General features: G+C 66.8%; 23 protein-coding genes, 1 other RNA gene and 1 pseudogene. 14 read left to right on the top strand and 11 right to left on the bottom strand.

Features of this window, described 5'->3' with window-relative positions:
• The coding region (locus A5692_RS21905) for an aldo/keto reductase (RefSeq protein WP_197514533.1) at positions 1 to 262 on the top strand (262 nt) is incomplete at its 5' end.
• Here A5692_RS21905 and A5692_RS21900 read toward each other — a convergent pair.
• The 3 genes from A5692_RS21900 to hisN all read right to left on the bottom strand — a co-directional run bounded on the left by A5692_RS21900 (position 255) and on the right by hisN (position 3,771).
• Entirely contained in the window at positions 255 to 1,460 is a 1,206-nt protein-coding gene (locus tag A5692_RS21900; RefSeq protein WP_068059780.1) for an acyl-CoA dehydrogenase family protein, read from the bottom strand. The genes A5692_RS21905 and A5692_RS21900 overlap by 8 nt on opposite strands.
• Before the next feature lie 36 nt (positions 1,461 to 1,496).
• Positions 1,497 to 2,903: an acyl-CoA dehydrogenase family protein gene (locus tag A5692_RS21895; RefSeq protein ID WP_068059777.1), complete on the bottom strand. Its 1,407-nt coding sequence runs from the start codon at positions 2,901 to 2,903 to the stop codon at positions 1,497 to 1,499.
• Between the two features lie 79 nt (positions 2,904 to 2,982).
• On the bottom strand, positions 2,983 to 3,771 hold the full coding sequence (gene hisN / locus A5692_RS21890) for a histidinol-phosphatase (protein ID WP_068059773.1): 789 nt from the start codon (positions 3,769 to 3,771) through the stop codon (positions 2,983 to 2,985).
• Between the two features lie 33 nt (positions 3,772 to 3,804).
• Here hisN and A5692_RS21885 point away from each other — a divergent pair, with 33 nt between their 5' ends.
• Positions 3,805 to 4,137: a hypothetical protein gene (locus A5692_RS21885; protein ID WP_068059771.1), complete on the top strand. Its 333-nt coding sequence runs from the start codon at positions 3,805 to 3,807 to the stop codon at positions 4,135 to 4,137.
• 16 nt (positions 4,138 to 4,153) lie between these two features.
• Here A5692_RS21885 and A5692_RS21880 read toward each other — a convergent pair whose 3' ends face one another.
• From A5692_RS21880 to A5692_RS21870, 3 genes are read right to left on the bottom strand one after another with little or no spacing between them, the layout of a single operon-like run.
• Entirely contained in the window at positions 4,154 to 4,951 is a 798-nt protein-coding gene (locus A5692_RS21880) for a slipin family protein (RefSeq protein ID WP_068059768.1), read from the bottom strand.
• The gene (locus A5692_RS21875) at positions 4,948 to 5,574 is read right to left on the bottom strand and encodes a hypothetical protein (protein ID WP_068059765.1); all 627 of its coding nucleotides are present in this window, start codon (positions 5,572 to 5,574) and stop codon (positions 4,948 to 4,950) included. The genes A5692_RS21880 and A5692_RS21875 overlap by 4 nt, the downstream gene beginning before the upstream one ends.
• 3 nt (positions 5,575 to 5,577) lie before the next feature.
• Positions 5,578 to 7,902: a nitric-oxide reductase large subunit gene (locus A5692_RS21870; RefSeq protein ID WP_068059762.1), complete on the bottom strand. Its 2,325-nt coding sequence runs from the start codon at positions 7,900 to 7,902 to the stop codon at positions 5,578 to 5,580.
• 231 nt (positions 7,903 to 8,133) lie between these two features.
• Between A5692_RS21870 and A5692_RS21865 the strand changes: the two genes are divergently transcribed.
• Positions 8,134 to 8,931 (top strand): universal stress protein, encoded by a 798-nt coding sequence (locus A5692_RS21865; RefSeq protein WP_068059760.1) that lies wholly within the window; start codon positions 8,134 to 8,136, stop codon positions 8,929 to 8,931.
• A gap of 2 nt (positions 8,932 to 8,933) precedes the next feature.
• Positions 8,934 to 9,026, top strand: a pseudogene (locus tag A5692_RS29235) (cyanoglobin); the annotation flags it as partial.
• On the opposite strand, the gene A5692_RS21860 reads toward A5692_RS29235, so the two are convergent.
• Positions 9,027 to 10,394 (bottom strand): FAD-dependent oxidoreductase, encoded by a 1,368-nt coding sequence (locus A5692_RS21860; RefSeq protein ID WP_068059756.1) that lies wholly within the window; start codon positions 10,392 to 10,394, stop codon positions 9,027 to 9,029.
• A gap of 163 nt (positions 10,395 to 10,557) precedes the next feature.
• On the opposite strand from A5692_RS21860, the gene prfB reads away from it, so the two are divergent.
• The 9 genes from prfB to ssrA all read left to right on the top strand — a co-directional run bounded on the left by prfB (position 10,558) and on the right by ssrA (position 17,466).
• Complete coding sequence (gene prfB / locus A5692_RS21855) at positions 10,558 to 11,679, top strand: peptide chain release factor 2 (protein ID WP_068059753.1); 1,122 nt, start codon at positions 10,558 to 10,560, stop codon at positions 11,677 to 11,679.
• Positions 11,669 to 12,664, top strand: a complete 996-nt coding sequence (locus tag A5692_RS21850; RefSeq protein ID WP_068059750.1) for a mechanosensitive ion channel family protein — start codon at positions 11,669 to 11,671, stop codon at positions 12,662 to 12,664. Before prfB ends, A5692_RS21850 begins: the two co-directional genes overlap by 11 nt.
• Positions 12,661 to 13,149 (top strand): hypothetical protein, encoded by a 489-nt coding sequence (locus A5692_RS21845; protein ID WP_068059747.1) that lies wholly within the window; start codon positions 12,661 to 12,663, stop codon positions 13,147 to 13,149. Before A5692_RS21850 ends, A5692_RS21845 begins: the two co-directional genes overlap by 4 nt.
• A gap of 43 nt (positions 13,150 to 13,192) precedes the next feature.
• Entirely contained in the window at positions 13,193 to 13,882 is a 690-nt protein-coding gene (gene ftsE, locus A5692_RS21840) for a cell division ATP-binding protein FtsE (RefSeq protein WP_068059793.1), read from the top strand.
• The gene (gene ftsX, locus A5692_RS21835) at positions 13,883 to 14,776 is read left to right on the top strand and encodes a permease-like cell division protein FtsX (RefSeq protein WP_068059744.1); all 894 of its coding nucleotides are present in this window, start codon (positions 13,883 to 13,885) and stop codon (positions 14,774 to 14,776) included.
• Positions 14,777 to 14,778: 2 nt separating this feature from the next.
• Positions 14,779 to 15,288: an SsrA-binding protein SmpB gene (gene smpB, locus A5692_RS21830; RefSeq protein WP_068059741.1), complete on the top strand. Its 510-nt coding sequence runs from the start codon at positions 14,779 to 14,781 to the stop codon at positions 15,286 to 15,288.
• Positions 15,285 to 16,130 carry an EamA family transporter gene (locus A5692_RS21825; RefSeq protein WP_156766212.1) on the top strand — a complete coding sequence of 282 codons (846 nt, stop codon included), beginning with the start codon at positions 15,285 to 15,287 and terminating at the stop codon, positions 16,128 to 16,130. The genes smpB and A5692_RS21825 overlap by 4 nt, the downstream gene beginning before the upstream one ends.
• Positions 16,131 to 16,164: 34 nt before the next feature.
• Positions 16,165 to 17,010 carry a maleylpyruvate isomerase family mycothiol-dependent enzyme gene (locus A5692_RS21820; RefSeq protein ID WP_068059731.1) on the top strand — a complete coding sequence of 282 codons (846 nt, stop codon included), beginning with the start codon at positions 16,165 to 16,167 and terminating at the stop codon, positions 17,008 to 17,010.
• Between the two features lie 88 nt (positions 17,011 to 17,098).
• Positions 17,099 to 17,466, top strand: a transfer-messenger RNA (tmRNA) gene (gene ssrA / locus A5692_RS21815).
• Positions 17,467 to 18,177: 711 nt separating this feature from the next.
• Here the strand turns inward: ssrA and A5692_RS21810 are convergent.
• The 3 genes from A5692_RS21810 to A5692_RS21800 all read right to left on the bottom strand — a co-directional run bounded on the left by A5692_RS21810 (position 18,178) and on the right by A5692_RS21800 (position 19,399).
• Positions 18,178 to 18,396 carry an ANTAR domain-containing protein gene (locus A5692_RS21810; protein WP_068059728.1) on the bottom strand — a complete coding sequence of 73 codons (219 nt, stop codon included), beginning with the start codon at positions 18,394 to 18,396 and terminating at the stop codon, positions 18,178 to 18,180.
• 31 nt (positions 18,397 to 18,427) lie between these two features.
• Complete coding sequence (locus A5692_RS21805; RefSeq protein ID WP_156766211.1) at positions 18,428 to 18,595, bottom strand: hypothetical protein; 168 nt, start codon at positions 18,593 to 18,595, stop codon at positions 18,428 to 18,430.
• 225 nt (positions 18,596 to 18,820) lie between these two features.
• On the bottom strand, positions 18,821 to 19,399 hold the full coding sequence (locus tag A5692_RS21800; protein ID WP_255397062.1) for an N-acetylmuramoyl-L-alanine amidase: 579 nt from the start codon (positions 19,397 to 19,399) through the stop codon (positions 18,821 to 18,823).
• A 266-nt stretch (positions 19,400 to 19,665) separates the two neighbouring features.
• Between A5692_RS21800 and A5692_RS21795 the strand changes: the two genes are divergently transcribed.
• Positions 19,666 to 21,204 (top strand): serine hydrolase, encoded by a 1,539-nt coding sequence (locus A5692_RS21795; protein WP_068059719.1) that lies wholly within the window; start codon positions 19,666 to 19,668, stop codon positions 21,202 to 21,204.
• Here A5692_RS21795 and A5692_RS21790 read toward each other — a convergent pair.
• A complete protein-coding gene (locus A5692_RS21790) occupies positions 21,201 to 21,866 on the bottom strand; it encodes a M15 family metallopeptidase (RefSeq protein WP_068059716.1) in 666 nt (221 codons plus the stop codon). The genes A5692_RS21795 and A5692_RS21790 overlap by 4 nt on opposite strands.
• Positions 21,867 to 21,952: the final 86 nt, after the last annotated feature.

Genomic DNA, 21,952 nt, shown 5'->3' with positions numbered 1-21,952 from the left:
CGCGTTCGTTCCGTTCTTCCCGCTGGGGGCCGCCTTCATGCGGCCCAACCCCGTGCTCACCCACGAACTGGTGGTCGACGTCGCCGAGCGGCTCGGGCGGACGCCGGCGCAGGTCGCGCTGGCGTGGACGCTGAGCGTGGCGCCCAACGTGCTGCTGATCCCGGGCACCTCGTCGGTGCGCCACCTGGAGGAGAACCTCGACGTCGCGTCGATAGAGCTCGACGACCACGTGCGCGAGCGGCTGGACGCGCTCGCTACTTGAGCTCGGCGGACGACAGGCCCAGCAGGCGGCGGGCGACCACCAGCTGCTGGATCTGCTGGGTGCCCTCGAAGATGTCCAGGATCTTGGAGTCCCGCGCCCACTTCTCCAGCATCGATTGCTCGGAATAGCCGGTGGTGCCGGCCAATTCGACGCTCTTGAGGGTGACGTCGCTGGCCATGCGGCCGGCCTTGGCCTTGCTCATCGAGGCCTCTTTGGAGTTGGGGATCTTGTTGTCGGCCTGCCACGCCGCGCGCAGCGCCAGCAGGTAGGCGGCCTCCCAGTCGGCCTCCATCCGCAGGAACTCGGCCGCCGGGGCGCTCTGGGCGTGCGACGGTTGGTCGTAGGAGATCTCCACGCCGGCCTCGGTGAGGATCTTGCGGATCTCCTCCAGGGCGGCGCGGCCCACCCCGATGGCCATGGCGGCCACGATGGGCCGGGTGTTGTCGAAGGTCTCCATCACCCCCGAAAAGCCCTTGCCGACTTCGATTTCCGGGTTGCCCAGCAGGTTTTCCTTGGGAATGCGGACGTTGTCGAACCGGATCGCCGCGGTGTCGGAGCCCTTGATGCCGAGCTTGTGCTCTAGCCGTTCGACGGTGACGCCGGGGTGCTCCCGCGGCACGATGAACGACTTGATCGCGGCCCGCCCCGCCGCCTTGTCCAGCGTGGCCCACACCACGATGTGGGTGGCGCGCGAGCCGGCGGTGACGAAGATCTTCTCGCCGTTGATCACGTACTCGTCGCCGTCCAGCTTGGCGGTGGTCGACACCGCCGCCGAGTCGGAGCCGAAGCCGGGTTCGGTGATGGCCATCGCCGCCCACACCTTGCCCAGGCGCTCGAGCTGCTCCGGGGTGGCGACGGCGGAGATGGCCGCATTACCCAAACCCTGATAGGGGACCGAGAGCATCATCGCGACGTCGCCCCAGCAGGCCTCCAAGGTCTGCAGCAGCGCCGCCATGTTGGCGCCGTTGTGGTTTTGGTCCCTGTCCTGGTTTTCGTCGCCCAGGTTGTCGGCCCCGGCGAATTCGATCGACTCCGAGGCGCCCGCGAACAGGTTGTACAGGGTGTCGAGTTCGACGGGGTAGGCGTGTTCCTTCAGGTCGTACTTGCGGGCGATCGGCCGCATCAGCTCCGCGGCGCCCTGATGGGTCTTGACGACGACCGCTTGCAGCTTGCGGGGCAGTTCCAGATTGATTGCCATGATTGGTCTTTCGGTAGTCCGGATCGGGTGAGGCGCCTAGATGACGACGACGCCTTCGGCCACGCCGATCGCGCGCAGGTCGCGGTACCAGCGCTCGACCGGGTGTTCCTTCGTGAAGCCGTGGCCGCCGAGCAGCTGCACGCCGTCCAGGCCGATCTGCATGCCCTTGTCGGTGCCGAGTCGCTTGGCCAGCGCCGCCTCGCGGACGAAGGGCAGGCCCTGCTCGGCGCGGGCCGCGCCGCGCCAGGTGATCAGCCGCAGCCCGTCGAGCTCGATGGCGATGTTGGCGCACATGAACGCGACGGCCTGACGGTGGGCGATCGGCTCGCCGAAGGCCTCGCGCTCCTTGACGTAGGGGACGACGTAGTCGAGCACCGCGTGCGAGGTGCCCACCGCCAGCGCGGCCCAGCCCAGCCGGGCCAGCGCGATCGCCTCCGAGTAATCGTCATCGGTTGCCTCGTCCTCACCGAGCCGCGCGTTCAGCGGCACCGACACCCCGGAGAGCTCGACGTGGCCCAGGGCCGCCGCGCGGATGCCCATGCTCGGATCCGCCTTGACGGTAAGGCCTTTCGTCGACGACTCGACGATGAACAGGGCCGGCTTGCCGTCGAGTTGCGCCCCGACGATGAACAGCTCCGCGTCGGCCGCCGCCGGGACCAACGACTTCACGCCGTCGAGGCGGTAGCCGCTCGGAGTGCGCACCGCGGTGGTGGTCAGGCGGGTGGGGTCGAACAGCGGCTGCGGCTCGGCGATCGCGACGCAGGCCTGCGGCACGTTCTCGCCGGCGAACTCGTGCAAGTAGGTGGCCTGCTGGTCCGCGCTGCCCCAATGGGTCAGCGCGGCGGCCACGCCGCCGGGGGCCAGGATCGGCAGCGCGAGACCCATGTCGCCGTACGCCAGCGCCTCGGCCACCAGCACGTTGGTGACGCTGGAGCGGTGCGCGGCGATGCCGTCGAAGTCCTCGGGGATGTTGATCGCGGTGATGCCCAACTCGGCGGCCTTGGCGATCAGGTCGGGCGGGTAGGTCGCCGCCTCGTCGGCGTCGTGAGCCGCGGGCCGCAGCACCTCCTCGGCGAATTCGGTGAGCGTCTCGACGATCATCTTCTGGTCGTCGTCGGGCGTCAGGTCGAAGTAGTCCTTGCCGCTCGACTTGAGCCGGGTCGGCCCGCCGCGCAGATTCTGCAGCCGCCTGAACTCCCGGGACGCGGCTGCGGCCGTGGAGAAGATCGTCTTCGTCCCGTATTGCAGGCCGCGGTTGACCGGGTCGCGCAGCTGGTATTTGTCCAGGAACTCCTGCCCCATCAGCGGGGTGAGCAGCGCGATGGCGATGTCGACGCCCGTGCGCTTGTGCGGTTGCAGCCCGATCCCGCTCTGCCGGTCTTTGCGCTTGCGTGAGCGGGCGGATTTGGACGTTTGTGGTGAACCGGAACGAGTGTCGGTCATGTCGGCAGCCTGTAGTTGTCGGGGCAGTGCGGATAAGCCTATCTTACTCCGGAGTAAGATTACAGAGAACACTTGTTAACTAATTCACAGGGCCGCCGAGGCTGCCGAGGACGTGCCCGTGCAGCGGCCCGTTCGTCGCCACCGCGCTGCCGCGGTGCGGGCCGGCGACGCCGTCGAGGCCGGTCAGGTTCCCACCCGCCTCGCGCACCAGGATGTCGAGGGCGGCGAGATCCCAGACCGACACCTCGGGTTCGGCGGCGATGTCGACGGCGCCCTCGGCCAGCAGGCAGTAGGACAGGAAGTCGCCGAAGGCGCGCACCCGCCACACCGCATCGGTCAGCGCGATGAAGCGCTCGCGCAGCCCGCGCTGCGCCCAGCCGGACAGGCTGGAGAACGAGAGGCTGGCCGAATCCAGTTGGGCCACAGAGGAAACCGTTAGCCGGCGTGGCGGTGCGCCGCCGACCGAGACGAAGGCGCCCCGGCCGCGCGAAGCCCACCAGCGACGCTGCAGCGCGGGCGCGCTGACGACGCCGACGGTGGGCACACCGTCTTCGAGCAGCGCTATCAGGCTGGCCCACACCGGCACCCCCCGTACGAAGTTCTTGGTGCCGTCGATGGGGTCGATGATCCACTGCCGTCCGGTGAAGGTGGTGGTTCCGCCGAACTCCTCGCCGACGATGCTGTCGTGCGGGCGTTCGCGTCCCAGCGCCCCCCGCAGCTCCGTCTCCACCGCGCGGTCGGCGTCGGTGACCGGAGTCAGGTCGGGTTTGGTGTCGACGCGCAGGTCGAGCGCCCCGAATCGGGCGGAGGTCAGCGCGTCCGCGCGGTCGGCCAGCGTCAGCGCCAACGTCAGATCGTCCCGGCTCATCACGCAGTCCTATCACGGCCTTACCATGGCGGCGTGTGGGAATTCGGTGTGCTGATCCTGCTGCTGGCCGTTCTCGCGGTGGCCCTTGCCCAGCGGTTCCTCCCGCGGGGGCCCCGCGGCGAGCTGCTCAACGGCACGCTGCTGGTGACCGGGGTGAGCCCGCGGCCGGACGCCGCCGGTGAACAGTTCGTCACCATCGCCGGGGTGATCAATGGGCCCACCGTCAGCGAGCACGCGGTGTATCAGCGCATGGCGGTGGACGTCGACCACTGGCCGACCATGGGCCAGTTGTTCCCGGTGGTGTATTCGCCGAAGAATCCCGACAACTGGCGGCTGGCGCCGTCGGAGCCGCCCCCGGTTCAGTGAAATGCCGCGGCGGGATTCAGCGCTGATTGTTGAATTTGTCGACGACGCCCTGTAGTACCTCGGGGTGGCGCAAGAACGGCGTGATGATGTCTACGGGCAGCGGGAAGACGACGGTCGAATTCTGGTCCGCCCCCAATTCCAGCAGCGTTTGCAGATACCGCAATTGCAGTGAGGCGGGGCTCTTGGACAGGGTCTCCGCGGCTTCGCGCAGCTCTTCGGAGGCCTGCAATTCTCCGCGGGCGTTGATGACCTTCGCGCGGCGTTCACGTTCGGCTTCGGCCTCGCGGGCCATCGCCCGCTGCATCGACTCGGGAATCTCGACGTCTTTGATCTCCACGACGCGAACCTGCACACCCCATGGTTCGGTCTGCTTTTCGATGATCGTGCGCAGGTCGCTGTTGAGGTCCTCCCGGTGCGCCAGCAGGGTGTCCAAGTCGGCCCGTCCCAGCAGCGAACGCAGCGTCGTCTGGGCGATCTGCGAGGTGGCCACCGCGTAATTCTCCACCGCCAGAATCGCTTTCAGCGGCTCCATCACCTGGAACATGACGACGGCGTTGACCCTGGCCGGCACGTTGTCGCGGGTGATCACCTCCTGCGGCGGAATGGTCAGCGTCACCAGGCGCTGGTCCACGCGAATCATCTTGTCCAGGAAGGGGATCAGGAAGCGAAGGCCGGGGCCGTACAGCGGGCGCACGTGACCCATCCGGAAGACGACTCCGCGTTCGTACTCGCGCAGCACGGCCAGCGACCACATCGCGAGCACGGCCAGCCCGACAATCCCGGCGATGACAGCGACGATCACGACGGAAGTCATGTGGTGTTGCCCTCCTTGCGCTCCCAGCTGCCCCAGCGAGTGGAATACCTGTCGATCGCCGCGGCCGCCTGGTCCTCGAGCGCGGTGCGATGCGGCACGTGCTCGGGTGCGTTGGACGGGGTGTTCCACAGGTGGCGGATCAGCGGCAGGCCGAGCAGCGCGACGACCCCGATCGTGCCGGCCAAGACCAACACGTCGGCGCCCGAGTGGTTGGCGAACATCGTCGCCAGGGGCAGCACGATCCCGAATCCGGCCACGCAACAGGCGATCCCGCGGTGGAACCGCCCGGCGTCCGAATGCGGCCACGGGTCCACCTCGCGGCTGATCTCCCGGCCGTGATCCGACGTCGTACAGCTGGATTTGACGGGACAGCTATTGCACACCACCGGCTGGGCGCGATATCGCATGACCCGGTGCCGCGGGTCGAACGAAGTCGGCCATAGCCAGTGGTCCTGCGGACACACCCAGGCGTCGTGATCCGGCCTGTAGGTGAATTGCCCCGTGCGCCAACGCGCCGCGCGGGCCGACGCCCGCCTGGCCATCGAGTCGAAACTCCAGCCGATGGCCACCAGCGCGAGGGAATACCCGGCAATCAGCCATACCGAGGCGGGCGGTTGAGTCACCTGTCAGTCCTTCGCCGCCACCGTGGCACCGGTCTCCGGTTCGGTCGGGGCTTCGACGTAGAGCGGATGTTCGGGCAGCTCTTGAACCGTCGAACCCGTGCGGAAATGCCGCAACGCGGTCCAGGCGATCCAGACGAACGGCAGCACACCGCCGACGATCAGGATGAGGTCGCCCGGCATCCGCAGCCATTCGATCACCGCATTGCCGGGCCTGGTGATGTAGCCCAGCGAACGCGCCTCGAAATAGCCGTCGTTGACCGAGTGATACAGCTGCAACACGCCCAGCGGCAACAGGGTGACGAACACCATCCACGCCAGGCCGATGTTCATGCACCAGAACGAGATTCGCGCCAGCTTCTCCGGCCACTTGTCTGCCGGGATCACGTAGCGGAACGTGAACATCGCCAGGCCGACGGCGAGCATGCCGTAGACGCCCATCATCGCGCCGTGTGCGTGGTTGGCGGTCAGCGCGGTCCCGATCTGGTAGTAGGACACGATCGGCAGGTTGATCAGGAACCCGAAGATGCCCGCCCCCAGGAAGTTCCAGAAGCCCACCGCGACCAGGAACATGACCGCCCAACGATGCGGGAAGGGGTTGGTGTCGCCGGACTGCTGGCGCGCCCCCAGCTGCAGGAACGCCCACGCCTCGACGGTGAGGAAAGTCAACGGAATCACTTCGGCCGCCGAGAAGAACGCGCCCAGCGCCATGTGCTCCACCGGGGTTCCCGAGAAGTACAGGTGGTGCATGGTGCCGATGACGCCGCCCGCGGAGTACAGGATGACGTCAAGGAAGATCACGCCCAGCGCGATCCGTTCGCGCACGACGCCCAGCAACACGAACATGTAGGCCACCATCACCGTGGTGAACAGCTCGAGGAAGTCCTCGACCCACAGGTGCACCACCCAGAACCGCCAGAACTCGGCGACGGTGTAATGCGTGCCGCTGCCGGCCAACAGCCCGACGGTGTAGAACGCCGGGATCGCCAGCCCGGAGAAGAAGAACAACCATGGCATGTTCATCTTCGATTCGCCTCTGAGCCGGGCCCGCATGCCCCGGAAGATGATCGCAATCCACACGAACATGCCGACGATCAGCAGGATCTGAAACAGCCGCGGCAGGTCCAGGTACTCCCACTGCTGGGACAGCAGCCCATGCGGGATCACTCCGTAGATGGAGAGCGCTTCGCAGATCAGCGAACCGAACACCACCACCGCGACCGCGCCCAGCAGCACGTACGCCAGCAACCCCTGACGGCGCGGCTCGCGGCGGGCGATGAACGGCACCAGGAAGATGCCGCCGGCCAGGAAGGCCGCCGCGGTCCAGAACAGCGCCAGTTGCACGTGCCACGTGCGGGCCAGGTTGTACGGCAGCACCCGTGCCAGGTCCAGCCCGAAGAAGGTCGACAGGTCGGCCCGGTAGTGCTCGGCGGCCGCGCCCAGCAGCGTCTGCGCGAGGAACAGCACCGACACGATCGCGAAGAACCACACGCACGCGCGCTGAGCCGGCGTCAGGCTCACGTCGCCCGGTTGGCGGAACGACAGCGTGGACGACTCGGCGCCGTGCCAGCCGACCTTCTGGCTCCATCGCCCGTAGACGGCGAACATGGCGCCGATGCCACCGAGCAACGCGATCAGCGAGAGCGCCGACCACACGATCACCGGCGCGGTCGGGCCGTTGTCGACCCGCGGCTCGGCAGGCCAGTTGTTGGTGTAGCTGTACTTGTGACCGGGGCGTTCGGCCGCGCCCGCCCAGGCCGTCCACGCGAAGAACGCCGTCAGGTCGTGGATCTGCGCCTTGTCGGTGATCATCCGGGGCAGCAACCCATACTTGGTCGAGTTCTCGCCGAAATAGGTGGCGTAGTGGCTTTGGATGTGGTCGAACGCCGCGGCCTGCCGGTCGGTGAACACCAGGGTCCTGGAGCCGGGGTTGTATCGGTTGGTCCGGAACTCGGTCACCACTCGATCGCGCGGGTCGGTCACCCCCTGCGCCCGCAGCTGATCGGCGACGTCCTGGGTCGCCATCCGCAGGTATTCGGCGGTGTAGTCGGGCCCCAGGTACGCGCCGTGTCCCAGCACCGAGCCGTATTCCATCAGGCCCCGGGTCTGGTAGAGCTCCTGCCCCCGCGTGATGTCGTCGCCGGTGAATAGCAGCTGGCCCGATTCGTTGACGACCTTGTCCGGCATCGGCATCGACGCCGAGTAGGTGCGGTAGGCCAGGATGCCCATGACCAGGAAGCCGAAGATCATGACCAGGGCGACGCCCTGAAGCCAGCCTTTGCCTACCAGGGGCGGTGAGGAAGTCGGTTGAGCGGTCTGTTGAGCGGCCATGTGCGAGTCTCCCGTCTCCGGTGTGGTGGTGCCCCGCCGTCCATCTGCGCAATCAGCTTGTATTCGGTTGTCCGTCGCCGGGGAACGCCGATCGTCGCCGCCACACGTCACCAGGGGCCTATGGCATCTGTTTCAGGACCAATGCCCCTGGGCGAGACTGGTTTCCCGCCATAACGTCGTGGCTGAGCGGCGCGAAAGTTCCCCGCCTACAGCTCAGCAGAGGAGACCGCGATGAGCAATAGCCTCCCGGCTCCGGCAATCGTCGTAGGAGTGGACGGCTCGAGGGCGGCGCAGCAGGCCGCCCTGTGGGCGATCGACGAGGCGATCAGCCGCGACATCCCGATGCGATTGGTCTATGTCGTCGACCCGCAGGACGCCACCACGGCGCACGCCTGCGAGGCGCGCCTCGCAGGCGCGAGGACGGCGCTGGCCGACGCCCATCGGTCCGTGGACGCCACCGGCGTCCCCGTCAAGGTCGAAACCGACATTCTGTGCGGAAGGCCGCTCACCACGCTGCTGGAGGAGTCGACGTCCGCGGCCATGATGTGCGTCGGCTCGATCGGACTCAACCACGCCCGCCACGGCGGAACCCCGGTCGCGACCGCGTTGGCCCGCTCGGCCCGGTGCCCGGTCGCGGTGATCCGGCAGCCGGCAAAGCGGTCGGCGGCGCCGAAGGTCACCACGGTGCTGGCCGAGGTCGACAACGGCATGGTGCTGCGCCACGCGTTCGATGAGGCGAGGCTGCGGGGAGCCACGCTGCGCGCGCTCTGGGTGTGTCGCGGTGAGGACACTCAGGACACCGGCGACGGAACACGTTCGGCGCAAGCGCAATTGACTCGACAGCTCGCGCGTTGGACGCGGCTGTACCCGGACGTGCGGGTGGAGCCCGCGATCGTGCGCGACAGTGTGGAGCAGTACCTGCGCGCCAACCCGGAAGCCGGGCAGCTGCTGGTCACCGAAGGTCATACCGCTGAGCAGCTTTGCAACGCGGGACATTCCGTGCTGGCGATACGGTGCGGCAACCTGTGACGGCGGGGGTTCAGGGCGCCCGCATCGCCTGGGCCATGCACGGGCGGCTGACCGGACTCGACGCACCCGAACTGCTCGCCACCGTGGCTTCGTGATCAGCCGTGGCTGATCCGGAGTAGCTCCTCGAGGTTGGGCAGCTTGACGCGCGGACGCCCGTGCGGCTCACCGGCGGCGCGCTCGTGACGGTCGATGGTCTCCCAGTGCGCCGAGGTGACCAGCTTCGGCTGGCGTGAGGCCAGCCACTCGGCCAGCTTGTCGGCGTGGTCCTCGGGGAAGTCCGCCAGATCGCCGGCTTTCGCGCGACCCAGATCGGCCAGCAGGGTGTCGACCGTCTCCTGCGAGTCCTTCTTGTTGGTACCGATGACACCGGTCGGGCCGCGCTTGATCCATCCGGCGACGTATTCGTTGCGGCTGCCCTCCACCCGGCCGGCGGCATTGGGGATGGTCGCGGTCTTCTCGTCGAACGGCAGCCCCGGCGTGGGCATGCCTCGGTAGCCGACCGACCGCACCACCAGCTGAACCGGCAGTTCCTCGCGCTCGCCGGTGTCCTTGGCCGACACCCGGCCGCTGTCGTCGGTGACCAGTTCGTTGCGGCCCAGCACGATGCTCTCCACTTTGTCGTCGCCCTTGATCTCGATCGGCGAAGTCATGAACCGGAACACGATTCGACGATGGCCGGGCCGTGGCGCGCGCCCGGCGTAATCGCGCAACACCTTGATGTTCAGCTTCGTCGTCTTGTCCGCGGCGGCCTCGTCGTCCGTTGTGATGCCCTCCAGCTGCGCCGGATCGACGATCACGTCGACACCTTCCAGATCCGCCAGCTCGCGCAACTCCAGCGTGGTGAACGCGGTCTGCAGCGGCCCGCGTCGCCCGATGATCACCACTTCCTCCACACCACACGGCCGCAGCGAATCCAGAGCGTGGTCGGCGATGTCGGTGCGTGCGAGCACATCGGGATCGGTCACCAGGATGCGCGCGACGTCCAGGGCGACGTTGCCGTTGCCGACGACGACGGCCCGGGCGCCCGACAGGTCCGGGCCGGGTTCTTGGAAGTGCGGGTGCGCGTTGTACCAACCCACGAATTCGACGGCGGCCATGCTGCCGGGCAGGTCCTCGCCGGGAATCTTCAGCGACCGGTCGGACTGCGCCCCGACGGCGTAGACCACGGCGTCGTAGCGTTCGGCGAGCTCACCGGGCAGCACGTGCTCACCGACCACGACGTTGCCGAAGAATCGGAAGCGCGGATCCTCGGCGGTCTTTTCGAACTGCTTGCTGATCGACTTGATCTTCGGGTGGTCGGGCGCGACGCCGGAGCGCACCAGCCCCCACGGGGTGGGCAGCATCTCCAGCATGTCGACGGCCATATCGAGGTCGTCGGCCGCGTCGGCCGCCTTGAGCAGGGCTGACGCGGCGAAGAACCCCGACGGTCCGGAGCCGACGATTGCAACGTGGTATGGGCGCATACTCGACCTTCTATTCGTGCCCGGTTAGCGCGCGGGGGGCTGTCGGCGCGCAGCGCGGGGTGCACATGATCGTGATTCGATGCTAAACGCATGACCGCTGGTCGTGGCCCGGGCACTCGCCGGGAGACGAGGTGCCTGGCGGGCCCCGGTAACGTTGTCGGCTGTGGAACCCGACCGTCAAGCCGATATCGCCGCCCTTGACTCCACCCTGACCACGGTGGAGCGGGTGCTCGATGTGGACGGTCTGCGCAGCCGCATCGAGAAGCTCGAACACGAGGCGTCCGATCCCCAGTTGTGGGACGACCAGACCCGCGCGCAGCGGGTGACCAGCGAACTATCGCACGCTCAAGGGGAGCTGCGCCGCATCGAGGAGTTGCGCCGGCGCCTCGACGACCTTCCGGTGCTCTACGAGCTGGCGGCCGAAGAAGCGGAAGGTGCCGCCAGCAAAACGGAAGCGCTCGCCGAGGCGGACGCCGAGCTGAAGGCGCTGCGCGCCGACATCGAGGCCACCGAGGTGCGCACGCTGCTGTCCGGCGAATACGACGAACGTGAGGCGCTGGTCACCATCCGCTCGGGCGCGGGCGGGGTGGACGCCGCGGACTGGGCCGAGATGCTGATGCGGATGTACATCCGGTGGGCCGAACAGCACAAGTATCCCGTCGAGGTGTTCGACACCTCCTACGCCGAGGAAGCGGGCATCAAGAGCGCGACGTTCGCGGTGCACGCCCCGTTCGCCTACGGCACGTTGTCCGTCGAGCAGGGCACCCATCGGTTGGTGCGGATCAGCCCGTTCGACAACCAGAATCGACGTCAGACGTCGTTCGCCGAAGTCGAGGTCCTTCCGGTGGTGGACACCACCGATCACATCGACATCCCGGAAGGCGATGTGCGGGTTGATGTTTACCGCTCCAGCGGCCCGGGCGGCCAATCGGTGAACACCACCGACTCGGCGGTTCGTTTAACCCACATCCCAACGGGTATCGTCGTGACTTGCCAGAACGAAAAATCGCAACTGCAGAACAAGATTTCGGCGATGCGTGTGCTTCAGGCAAAGTTGTTGGAGCGCAAGCGTTCCGAAGAACGGGCCGAGCTGGACGCGTTGAAAGGCGAAGGCGGCAGTTCGTGGGGCAACCAGATGCGCTCCTACGTCCTGCACCCGTATCAGATGGTCAAGGATCTGCGGACCGACTACGAGGTCGGCAATCCGGCGGCCGTCCTGGACGGAGACATCGACGGGTTCCTGGAAGCGGGGATCCGGTGGCGCAACCGAAAAGATGACGACTAACACAACTCTTCTCGCCTCGCCCGCGGTGGTGAATGCGCTGGGCTGGCACGAATTCTGGCGCGGCGACGTCGGCCAATGGATCATCACCAGGGGTCTGCGGATCGTGATGGTGCTGATCGTGGCGGTGCTGGCGGCCCGGTTCGTCAACTGGGTCGCGAAGCAGGTGACCCGCCAGCTCAACTTGGGATTCGCCGAAAGCGACGCGCTGGTGCGCTCGGAGGCCACCAAGCACCGCCAGGCCATGGCCTCGGTGATCTCCTGGGTGTCGGTGGTCCTCATCAGTATCTGGGTCATCATGCAGATCGCCGACGTGTTGCAGTTCTCGGTCGGTGGACTGGTCGCGCCGGCCACTGTGGTCGGCGCCGCGCTGGGGTTCGGCGCGCAGCAGCTGGTGAGGGATCTGCTGTCGGGCTTCTTCATCCTGGCGGAGCGCCAGTACGGCTTCGGGGACCTGGTCACCCTCACCGTCGTCTCCGCGACGGAGGCCAGCGGCACCGTGGAGAACGTGACGCTGCGGGTGACCCGGCTGCGCTCACCGGACGGCGAGGTGCTGACCATCCCTAATGGGCAGATCGTTAAGGTGGTGAACCTGTCCAAGGACTGGGCGCGCGCAGTGGTGGACATCCCGGTGTCCACCAGCGCCGACCTGAACCGGGTCAACGCGGTCCTGCACCAGGAGTGCGACCATGCCATGGACAACCCGGTGCTGGGGGAGCTGCTCTTGGATGCCCCCACCGTCATGGGCGTGGAGCGCATCGAAGTCGACACCGTCACCCTGCGCCTGGTGGCCCGGACCCTGCCCGGCAAGCAGTTCGAGGCCGGCCGGCAACTGCGCGTCCTGGTCATTCGCGCGCTGGCCCGCGTCGGCATCATGACCGCGGCGGACGCGACGGTGGGGCTGGTGGAAGACCCGTCGGTCCCGGCCGCCCAGGCCGCTGAAGACCGGATCGACGACGACGTGCAAGGTGCGGTGCAGAAGCGTTGAAGTTCACCCTGAGCATCTTCGAGAAGCGCAGCGAGGACTCCGACGTAGATCACCGCTGGCCGCAATACATGTTCGGCGGGCGAGTCCGCACGTCGACCCTGGTGTTGATCGTCGCCTTCTTCGTCGTGTGGTGGGTCTACGACACCTACCGTCCCGAACCGGCGCCCAAGCCGCCGGCGCAGCAGGTGGTGCCCCCGGGCTTCGTTCCGGACCCCAACTACACCTGGGTGCCCCGCAGTCGCGTGCAGCAGCCGCCGGCCACGCCCACGTATACGCCGACCCCGACGAGCACGCCGCCACCACCGCCGCCACCTCCGCCGGTGACCACGACCACGACGCCGCCGCCGCCGGTTCAGCTTCCGCAGCTGCCCTGCCTGTTGCCCCCGCCCTTCTGCCCACCCAGTACGAGCCCGACCACACCGCCTCCGCAGCTACCGCAGCCGGGGCCCGGTCCGGTGCCCGGTTCACCGCCGCCAGCCAGTTGACTTCGCTTGCCAGCGAAATTCACGGCTACACTGGCGTGCCGTGATGATCACCCTGGACCATGTCAGCAAGAAGTACAAAGCGTCGGCCCGCCCGGCGTTGGAGGACGTCAACGTCAAAATCGACAAGGGTGAATTCGTCTTCCTGATCGGCCCGTCGGGCTCCGGCAAGTCGACGTTCATGCGGCTGCTGCTGGGTGAGGAGAACCCGACGTCCGGCGACATCCGGGTGTCGAAGTTCCACGTCAACAAGCTGCGCGGTCGTCACATCCCGAAGCTGCGCCAGGTGATCGGTACCGTCTTCCAGGACTTCCGCCTGTTGCAACAGAAGACCGTGTACGAAAACGTCGCCTTCGCGCTGGAGGTGATCGGCCGGCGGACCGACGCGATCAACCGGGTGGTGCCCGAGGTGCTGGAAACCGTCGGCCTGTCCGGCAAAGCCAACCGGCTGCCCCATGAGTTGTCCGGTGGCGAGCAGCAACGCGTCGCGATCGCGCGCGCGTACGTCAACCGGCCCCTGGTTCTGCTGGCCGACGAGCCGACTGGCAATCTCGACCCGGACACCAGTAAGGACATCATGGATTTGTTGGAGCGGATCAACCGCACGGGGACGACGGTGGTGATGGCGACGCACGACCACCACATCGTCGACTCGATGCGCCAGCGCGTCGTCGAGTTGTCTCTGGGGCGGCTGGTTCGCGACGAGCAGCGCGGCATCTATGGGATGGACCGCTAAGTGCGCTTTGGCTTCCTGTTCAACGAGGTCCTGACCGGCCTTCGCCGCAACGTCACGATGACGGCCGCGATGATCCTCACCACGGCCATCTCCATCGGCCTGTTCGGTGGCGGTCTGCTGGTGGTCCGGTTGGCTGACAACTCGCGGGAGATCTATCTCGATCGCGTCGAGACGCAGGTGTTCCTCACCGACGACATCTCCGCCAACGACGCGACGTGTGCGTCGCCTCCGTGTAAAGCGCTGCGCGACAAGATCGATGCACGACAAGATGTCAAATCGGTGCGCTTCATCAACCGGCAGGACGCCTACAACGACGCGGTCAAGAAGTTCCCGGAGTTCAAGGACGTGGCCGGCAAGGAATCGTTTCCCGCGTCGTTCATCGTCAAGCTGAACAATCCCGAACAGCACGCGGAGTTCGATGCCGCGATGCAGGGTCAGCCCGGGGTTCGCAGCATCCTCAACGAAAAGGATTTGATCGACCGGTTATTCGCCGTTCTGGACGGTTTGCGTGACGCCGCGTTCGCCGTCGCGCTGGTGCAGGCCGTCGGGGCGATCCTGCTGATCGCCAACATGGTGCAAGTCGCCGCCTATACGCGACGCACCGAAATCGGGATCATGCGCTCGGTCGGCGCCAGTCGCTGGTATACGCAGTTGCCCTTCTTGGTGGAGGCGATGCTGGCCGCGTCCATCGGTGTGGCCATCGCGATCGTCGGCCTGATCCTGGTGCGGGCGTGGTTCCTGGACAACGCGCTGAGCCAGTTCTACCAAGCTCATTTGATCGCGAAGGTCGACTACGCCGACATCCTCTACATCTCGCCGTGGTTGTTCCTGCTCGGCGTGTCGATGGCCGGGCTGACCGCCTACGCGACGTTGCGCCTCTACATCAGGCGGTAGCTATGGCCAAAGATCTTGGCCGGGCCAAGGGAGCGGGCGGCAAGCGTGGCAGCAAACAGATTGTGGCCACCAATCGCAAAGCGCGGCACAACTATTCGATCCTCGAGGAGTTCGAGGCCGGAGTGGCTTTACAGGGCACGGAGGTGAAGAGCCTGCGCGCGGGCCAAGCGTCTTTGGCCGACGCGTTCGCAACCGTCGACGACGGCGAAGTGTGGTTGCGCAACTTGTACATTCCGGAGTATCAGCACGGTAGCTGGACCAACCATGAGCCCCGTCGCAATCGAAAGTTGTTGTTACATAGGCAACAAATCGACCGGCTGGTCGGAAAGATACGAGATGGTAACCTCGCCCTCGTGCCGATGTCTCTGTATTTCTCCGAGGGAAAGGTCAAGGTCGAGCTCGCGCTGGCGCGCGGCAAGCGAGCGCACGACAAACGCCAGGACATGGCCCGCCGCGATGCCCAGCGCGAAGTGGTCCGTGAATTGGGTCGCCGAGCCAAGGGCATGAACTGATCGGGGCCGCTTACGCCCAGCTGTCGGCCGTCACGTACGGCGTCAGCGATTTCGTGGGCGGTGTAGCCGCTCGACGGGTGGCCGCGCTGCGCGTGATGCTGGTGGTCTACCCGATCGAGACCTTCTTGCTGGGCGCGCTGGCCCTCGTCGTGGGCGGGCCCATCTCGCGCGGCGCCATCTTCTGGGGCGGCCTGTACGGCGTCGGGATGGCGGTCGGCATGTGGGCGTTCTTCGCGGCGCTGGGCGCCGGACCGATCTCCGTCGTCTCGCCGTTGGCGGCGGTCCTCAACGCCGCCGTGCCGGTGGCGGTCGGAGTGGCCCTGGGGGAGCGTCCCGGGCCGGGGGCCTCGGTGGGCGTCGTACTGGCCCTCGTCGCGGTCATGCTGGTGAGCCGGGAGGCCACCGCGCAGGGCGTCACACCGTATCGATTCACCCCGAAGGTGGCCTGGCTCACACTGCTGGCCGGCTCCGCGATGGGGCTGAACCTGGTGTTCCTCCACCAGGCGCCGCACGCATGCAAGCTGTGGCCGCTGGTCTTCGCCCGGCTCTCGGCCACCGTGGTGATCTTCGTGATGGCCGCGGCCAGCGACAACTTTCGGGCGCCGCGCGGGAAGCCCATGAAGCTCGCCTGGGCCGTGGCCCTGCTGGACATCTGCGCCAACGTCACCATGCTGCTCGCCCTGCACACCTGGCTGCTCTCGCTGGCCAGCATCCTGATCTCGCTCTACCCGGCCGCGACGGTCGTGCTGGCGATGGTCGTGCTGCGCGAGCGGCTGACCCGCTGGCAGGGCTTCGGCATGGTGATGGCCATGGGATCCGTGGCCATGATCGCGGCCAGCTGACGGCCTGGCCGGCCGACCGGCCTACTATCCGAACATGGCCGATCGCCCCGTCACCAAGCTGGACAAGTCCGATGTGCTCGCTGGTCTGTTCGCGGTGTGGGACGACATCACCGCACTGCTGGACGGGTTGCCGGAAGCGGAATGGCAGGCGGCCAGTCCGTTGCCCGGCTGGGACGTCAAGGCGCTGGTAGCGCACATGATCGGCACCGAATCCTTCCTCGCCGGCGTCCCCGCGCCCCAGCCCGACATCGACGTCTCGGCGCTCGAGCACGTGCGCAACGACATCGGCGTGATGAACGAGTGCTGGGTCCGTCACCTCAGCACGGAACCCGGCGCGGACGTGCTCGAACGGTTCAAGGACATCGCCGACGAACGGCGCAAGGCGCTGGCGGGCATGCCCGCCGAGGAGTGGGACGCCGTGACGCCGACACCGGTGGGTCCGGAGAGCTATGGGCGGTTCATGCGGGTCCGCGTGTTCGACTGCTGGATGCACGAGCAGGACATTCGTCAGGCCTTGGGGCGGCCGTCGTCGGACGATCAGCTCGTCGGGCCCGCATCGGAACTGTCCCTCGACGAGATCGCCGCGACGATGGGCTACGTGGTGGGCAAGCGGGCGAAAGCGCCCGAGGGCTCGCGAGTCCTGTTCGAGCTCACCGGGCCGCTTTCCCGCCGCATCCGAGTCAGCGTCGACGGCCGGGCCCAGGTGGTCGACGACTTCGGCGGTCTGGAGCCGACGGTGACGATCCGGCTGGACGGACTGCAGTTCACCCGGCTCGCCGGCGGGCGCCCGATGTGTGCCTCGCGGTCACAGGGCGTCGACCTCGGCGGCGACCAGGGCGTGGCCGCCAGGGTCGTCGAGCACCTCAATTTCGTGATCTGATCGTCGCCGGTCGGGAAGACAACTCCGTTGCCGCGCGTTGATACCGGCGTACCATTGATTGTCCTGCCGAAAATCGGCGGGTGTGCGAGGGGCTGAAAGGTTTCGACATCGCGCATCGAATCAAGGGAAGCGTGCCGGTGCAGGCAAGAGACCACCGTAAGCGTCGTTGCAACCAGATAAGCGCCGATTCACATCAGCGCGACTACGCTCTCGCTGCCTAAGCGACAGCTAGTCCGTCAGACCGGGAAAGCCCTCGACCCGGAGCCTGGCGTCAGCTAGAGGGATCCACCGATGAGTCCGGTCGCGGGACTCATCGGGACACCAACAGCGACTGGGATCGTCATCCTGGCTAGTCCGCGTGACCAGGAGATCCGAGCAGAGGCATAGCGGACTGCGCACGGAGAAGTCTTGAGGGAATGCCGTTGGACCCGGGTTCGATTCCCGGCAGCTCCACAACAGAATGTGCTGTTCAAGCGATAAGTGAGTACGCGCCGCGACTACGTCCGGAGACCTACGGGTTGGATTTTGCCTGCGGTGAGCGGCTTTAATCGCCCTACGACGGCGATGTCACCTTGTGCACGCCCGACACCGCATCACGGGAACGTTTTCGGCTGAGCAAGTGAGGAGCTTTCATGACCTATCGCCGTCTTGCTTGGGCGCTCGGCGCGGCGGTGGCGGTAGCGGCGGCCATCATTCCCGTCCAGGCCCACAGCGAGCCGCCGACGAAATGTCTGACCAACACTCCCAAGGGCAAGCAGGTCTATGTGCCCTGCGATCTGCTCAACGCCGGCGCCAATTTCCCGCCGGGGCAGCGTTGTCCTCCACCGCTCGAGCAGTATCCGAAAGATGTGGCGGACTGGTGCGGTGAAGGCCCGGGCCTTGCGAGTACCACGCCCACGACTCCGCCTCCGACTCCGGCGAGTCAGACGAGTCCTACCAGCCCTACGCGGTCGACGAGTCCCACGACCTCGACGAGTCCTACGACCCCGACGAGTCCTACGACCCCGACGAGTCCTACGACCTCGACGAGTCCTACGACCTCAACGAGTCCTACGACCTCAACGAGTTCCACGAGCCCGGTGGCTCCGGGTAATGCAGAATGACGAAAACCCTTGGCGGAGATGCACCGCGCCTCGGCGATGGAACCCGCTTGGTGCGCGTTCCCGTTCAGTCACCTCCGTTTTCGAGGCGGAGCACGGCGTTCACCGGCACATTCTGGTTGATGATCTGCTCGGCGACCACACACATTTGCATCCTGGTGTCGCGTGACATGCTGCGGAGCACTTCGAAGGCTTGCGCGCCGTCGAGTTGGCAGCGGTCGCTGATGATGTCCGTGGCTTGGGCGATGAGGTCGCCGGGCCAGAGGTGATTGGCGCTGTCGGTCATCCTTCCAGCCAATCTGTCCGCAGTCGCCAGGTCACCCGGGAAGTTCGGCGAGCTCCCTGGCCTGAGCCTGCTTAACCGCGGCGAGCATGCGTGCGCTCAGATCCAGGCATTCCCGCTCTCCGACGCCGCCGTTGACGGAATACCCGATCTGGCGCACCTGCATGGCGAATTGAGTCAGGTCTTCACACAGTTGTTTCATGGGAGCCTTCTGGCTGTGAAAGGTGTTGGCATTGGCCATATGTGCCGCGGACGCCCACGTCCAGCCCGACTTAGACCCAATTCCGGACGCCTACGTCCCGCCGAATTGAGGGTAGTAACGCCCTAGACTCTATACCCGCGAAGCGGCTTTGCACTAGCGCGCTTGTAGAAAATCCGCTGTGGTCGATTGCCGCCGGTCAACTCGGCCGACATCGGGGAGCGCTCATCAGTTGCCGGCCTCGATTGCCGCGACTCTTGCGGCGGCGTCTGGTCCGCAGAAGCGCTGGAGGTCGACTCCGCCCGCGGCCAGCAGATCGTCGATGCGGCGTTTCAGGTCGCCCGAGGAAAGGTGGGCATACAGATTCGAGCCAGGACAAGAGGTTTGGGCCAGGTCGCGATGGCCCGCCAATGTGGCGGTTGCCAGACGGAAGTTCTGGGCGGCCCATGCGAACGCGCGAGCCGCTCCCTGAAGCTGGGCCTCCGACACGGCCTCTCGATCGAAGTCCCCTTCGCAGAGCACGAGGAAATGGCCCGTGGTGTCGTAGTCCGTCGCGGTGTCACCGGCGATCTCGGTGCTTCGGAGTTCGTAGATGTTGCCATTGCGGTCCACGCCGACGTGATAGGCGATGTCGACCCACCCGTGCTGATCCTGGTGGTACCGCTGATCCTGTCGGAGGTGGCCGGGGGCATTGCGATTGTCGCCAAGGACGACGGCTTCGTGGTGCAGGGTCATCCGCGTGATGGTGTGGCGCTTGCCTCCGGAGCGGGCCGGACGCGCGCCCCAGGCGTCTCGGCAGAGCAGCAACGCCGAAGTGGTCGTGGTCAGGCCGACGCTCGTCGTCGAAGTCGGGGAAGGTCGCTGAGCCGAAGGTGGCCAGGCGCCGACCATGGACGCCACCCCCACGCCCACGCCGCCGGCCACCGCTAACAGCCGGCGACGGCTGACGACGGCTGGCGGCTTAGGGGGCCGGCCGGGCGCAGGCTCGCACACCGCCCTCACGATACGGGCGTGATCACTTGACGCCGTCGCGATCCGAAAACAAAATCGCAGGTAACGAGATGGGCTCCACAATGAATCGACCGGTCGCCGCGGGTTTCCGCGGTGCGATCCGAACCGCCATCGCCGCCGGGACCGCCTTCCTTGCAATAACCGCGGCCTGCGCGCGTGGCGATGCGGGGCGCCCCCCCGTGGGTGCACGCACGCGGGCTCCCGGACCGGACGTCGCGACAATCGTCAAACCGCCCGACCCGGCGCCCGCGGTTGACTTCACACATGTCTCCCGGCTGATCAACGACGCGATCGCGGCGAACCGGTTGCCGGGTGCGGTGGTGGTCATCGGTCACGGCGGCAAGGTCGCCTTCCACCAGGCCTACGGTTCCCGCAAGCTGGCCGGCGAACCCGGCCTCGACGGGTTACCGGCGCCCGCCGAGCCGATGACCGAGGACACGATCTTCGACTTGGCGTCGTTGACCAAGAGCCTCGCGACGGCGACCGCGGTCATGCAGCTCTACCAGCAAGGCAAGGTTGCGTTCGACGACCCCGTGCAGCAATACCTGCCCGATTTCAACACCGTGAACGATCCGCGCCGCGCAAAGGTGACCGTTCGAATGCTCCTCACCCACACTTCCGGGGAAACCGGGGACGTGAATCTGGGAGACCCGTGGGGGCTGGACAAGGCCGATAAGGAAGAGGGCCTTCATCGCGCGCTCACCACGCCACTGGAGTCGGCTCCGGGCCAGGCTTTCCGCTACTCGGACATCAACTTCATCCTGCTGGGAGCGCTGATCGAAAAGGCCACCGGCGAGGCCCTGGACGTCTACGTTCAGCGACAGGTGTTCGAGCCGCTCGGTATGGCGGACACCCACTACCTGCCCCCGGCGCAAGCGTGTGGTCCGCACACGACGCTGGGAGCCGCGGTCGCCTGGGCTCCCGCGCCGCAAGACCAGGCGCCGGACGCCTGCCCCGTGGGCAGCTGGAACGCCGGTCTGCTGCCCCGCATCGCACCGACGGCACGAGACGAAGAGGGCAGGGCCGATCCGGGCAAGAACCCGGACCTTGATCACCTGCTTCGGGGCACCGTGCAGGACACGACGGCGCGGCGCATGGGGGGAGTGGCCGGGCATGCGGGCGTGTTCTCGACGGCCCACGATGTCGGCATCTTTGCGCAGGCACTGCTTGACCGGCTCGCGGGCCGTCCGAGCCAATTCCCCTTGACGCAAACAACTCTCGAGACGATGACCAGTCCCCAGCAACCCGGCCACACGCTTGAGCAACTCAAGGCGGCCAACGCCGCCGCCCGAGCGGCCATCGCGAAGAGGCCGAACAGGGCGGATCCGCTGCTCGCCCCGCGCTATCCGGCGATCGCGGGGCAGAACCTGCGCGGCTTCGGCTGGGATATCGATACGGGCCAGTCCGCGCCGCGAGGCGTCGTCTTCCCGATCGGTAGCTTCGGCCACACCGGCTTCACCGGAACCTCCGTGTGGATGGACCCGAGCTCAGACACCTACGTCGTTGTGCTCTCGAATTCGATTCACACCCGGGGCAGTCCACCCGTGTCGGATCTGCGCGGTGAGATTGCCACGGCAGCGGCTCAGGCCCTGGGCCTTTAGGGCCGCTCGAAGTGTTGGTAGTCGAGGGGCGCCGTCCACTCGCCACCCCACCGCCAGCCACGATCTGTGAAGACTCGGACCGCAGGGTCGCCGGCGTGTAAGAGGCCCGGGTCGGTGCGGCTGCGGTCCAGGTAGGCCGCCGCGTTGCGCGGTTCGAAATACCCGCTGGCGTAGAGGCAAGGATTGACAAGCGGATTGAGATCGATCGCCCGGCCGTAAGCGTGCGGAGACCATTCGTCGGTCCCCGGGATGGTTCGGCAGTTGAACGCCGAAGTGTTGTTGTCCTCCATGGACAATTCGTCATCCGCATCCGAATAGTGGTCCACCGTGCGGATCTTCTCGACGGGATAGCGCAGTCGGTAGAGCTGCTCGAAGATCGCGATGACGTCCGGCACCAAGTCCTCCTGCACGATCAGCTCGCCCCGATGTGCCTGGCCGTCGAAACCGATGTGGGCGAAGGTGATCCGCCGCAGCCGGCCCGGCTCGACGGGGCAGCCCGGCCGCCAGCTCGCGCCGAGCTCGGCGGCGGTGACCGGGTCGACGGTCGCGCCGGCCGACGATGTCGCATTGGCCGACGATGACGGTGTAGCGGACCGCGATGGCGCCGCCGAAGGCGGCTGCGCGGCGGTGCACTGCACCAGCATGAGACACGCCGCGAGCATTCCCGCCACCGCGGGACTTTGCCGCTCGGAGGGTGTCAATGCGGATGAGTCCTCATCGCTTGCTTCTTCCATCCCTACCAGGCCGC

The organism is Mycobacterium sp. E342 (assembly GCF_001667665.1).
Taxonomy (GTDB): Bacteria; Actinomycetota; Actinomycetes; order Mycobacteriales; family Mycobacteriaceae; genus Mycobacterium.
This window is presented reverse-complemented; position numbering and strand designations above follow the sequence as displayed.

What these genes read in the sequence shown, in the direction of transcription:
- A5692_RS21900 (WP_068059780.1), bottom strand. Translation starts at nt 1,460, where the DNA reads ATGGCAATCAATCTGGAACTGCCCCGCAAGCTGCAAGCGGTCGTCGTC.
- A5692_RS21895 (WP_068059777.1), bottom strand. Translation starts at nt 2,903, where the DNA reads ATGACCGACACTCGTTCCGGTTCACCACAAACGTCCAAATCCGCCCGC.
- hisN (WP_068059773.1), bottom strand. Translation starts at nt 3,771, where the DNA reads ATGAGCCGGGACGATCTGACGTTGGCGCTGACGCTGGCCGACCGCGCG.
- A5692_RS21880 (WP_068059768.1), bottom strand. Translation starts at nt 4,951, where the DNA reads ATGACTTCCGTCGTGATCGTCGCTGTCATCGCCGGGATTGTCGGGCTG.
- A5692_RS21870 (WP_068059762.1), bottom strand. Translation starts at nt 7,902, where the DNA reads ATGGCCGCTCAACAGACCGCTCAACCGACTTCCTCACCGCCCCTGGTA.
- A5692_RS21865 (WP_068059760.1), top strand. Translation starts at nt 8,134, where the DNA reads ATGAGCAATAGCCTCCCGGCTCCGGCAATCGTCGTAGGAGTGGACGGC.
- A5692_RS21860 (WP_068059756.1), bottom strand. Translation starts at nt 10,394, where the DNA reads ATGCGCCCATACCACGTTGCAATCGTCGGCTCCGGACCGTCGGGGTTC.
- A5692_RS21850 (WP_068059750.1), top strand. Translation starts at nt 11,669, where the DNA reads ATGACGACTAACACAACTCTTCTCGCCTCGCCCGCGGTGGTGAATGCG.
- ftsE (WP_068059793.1), top strand. Translation starts at nt 13,193, where the DNA reads ATGATCACCCTGGACCATGTCAGCAAGAAGTACAAAGCGTCGGCCCGC.
- smpB (WP_068059741.1), top strand. Translation starts at nt 14,779, where the DNA reads ATGGCCAAAGATCTTGGCCGGGCCAAGGGAGCGGGCGGCAAGCGTGGC.
- A5692_RS21820 (WP_068059731.1), top strand. Translation starts at nt 16,165, where the DNA reads ATGGCCGATCGCCCCGTCACCAAGCTGGACAAGTCCGATGTGCTCGCT.
- A5692_RS21810 (WP_068059728.1), bottom strand. Translation starts at nt 18,396, where the DNA reads ATGACCGACAGCGCCAATCACCTCTGGCCCGGCGACCTCATCGCCCAA.
- A5692_RS21805 (WP_156766211.1), bottom strand. Translation starts at nt 18,595, where the DNA reads ATGAAACAACTGTGTGAAGACCTGACTCAATTCGCCATGCAGGTGCGC.
- A5692_RS21795 (WP_068059719.1), top strand. Translation starts at nt 19,666, where the DNA reads ATGAATCGACCGGTCGCCGCGGGTTTCCGCGGTGCGATCCGAACCGCC.
- A5692_RS21790 (WP_068059716.1), bottom strand. Translation starts at nt 21,866, where the DNA reads ATGCTCGCGGCGTGTCTCATGCTGGTGCAGTGCACCGCCGCGCAGCCG.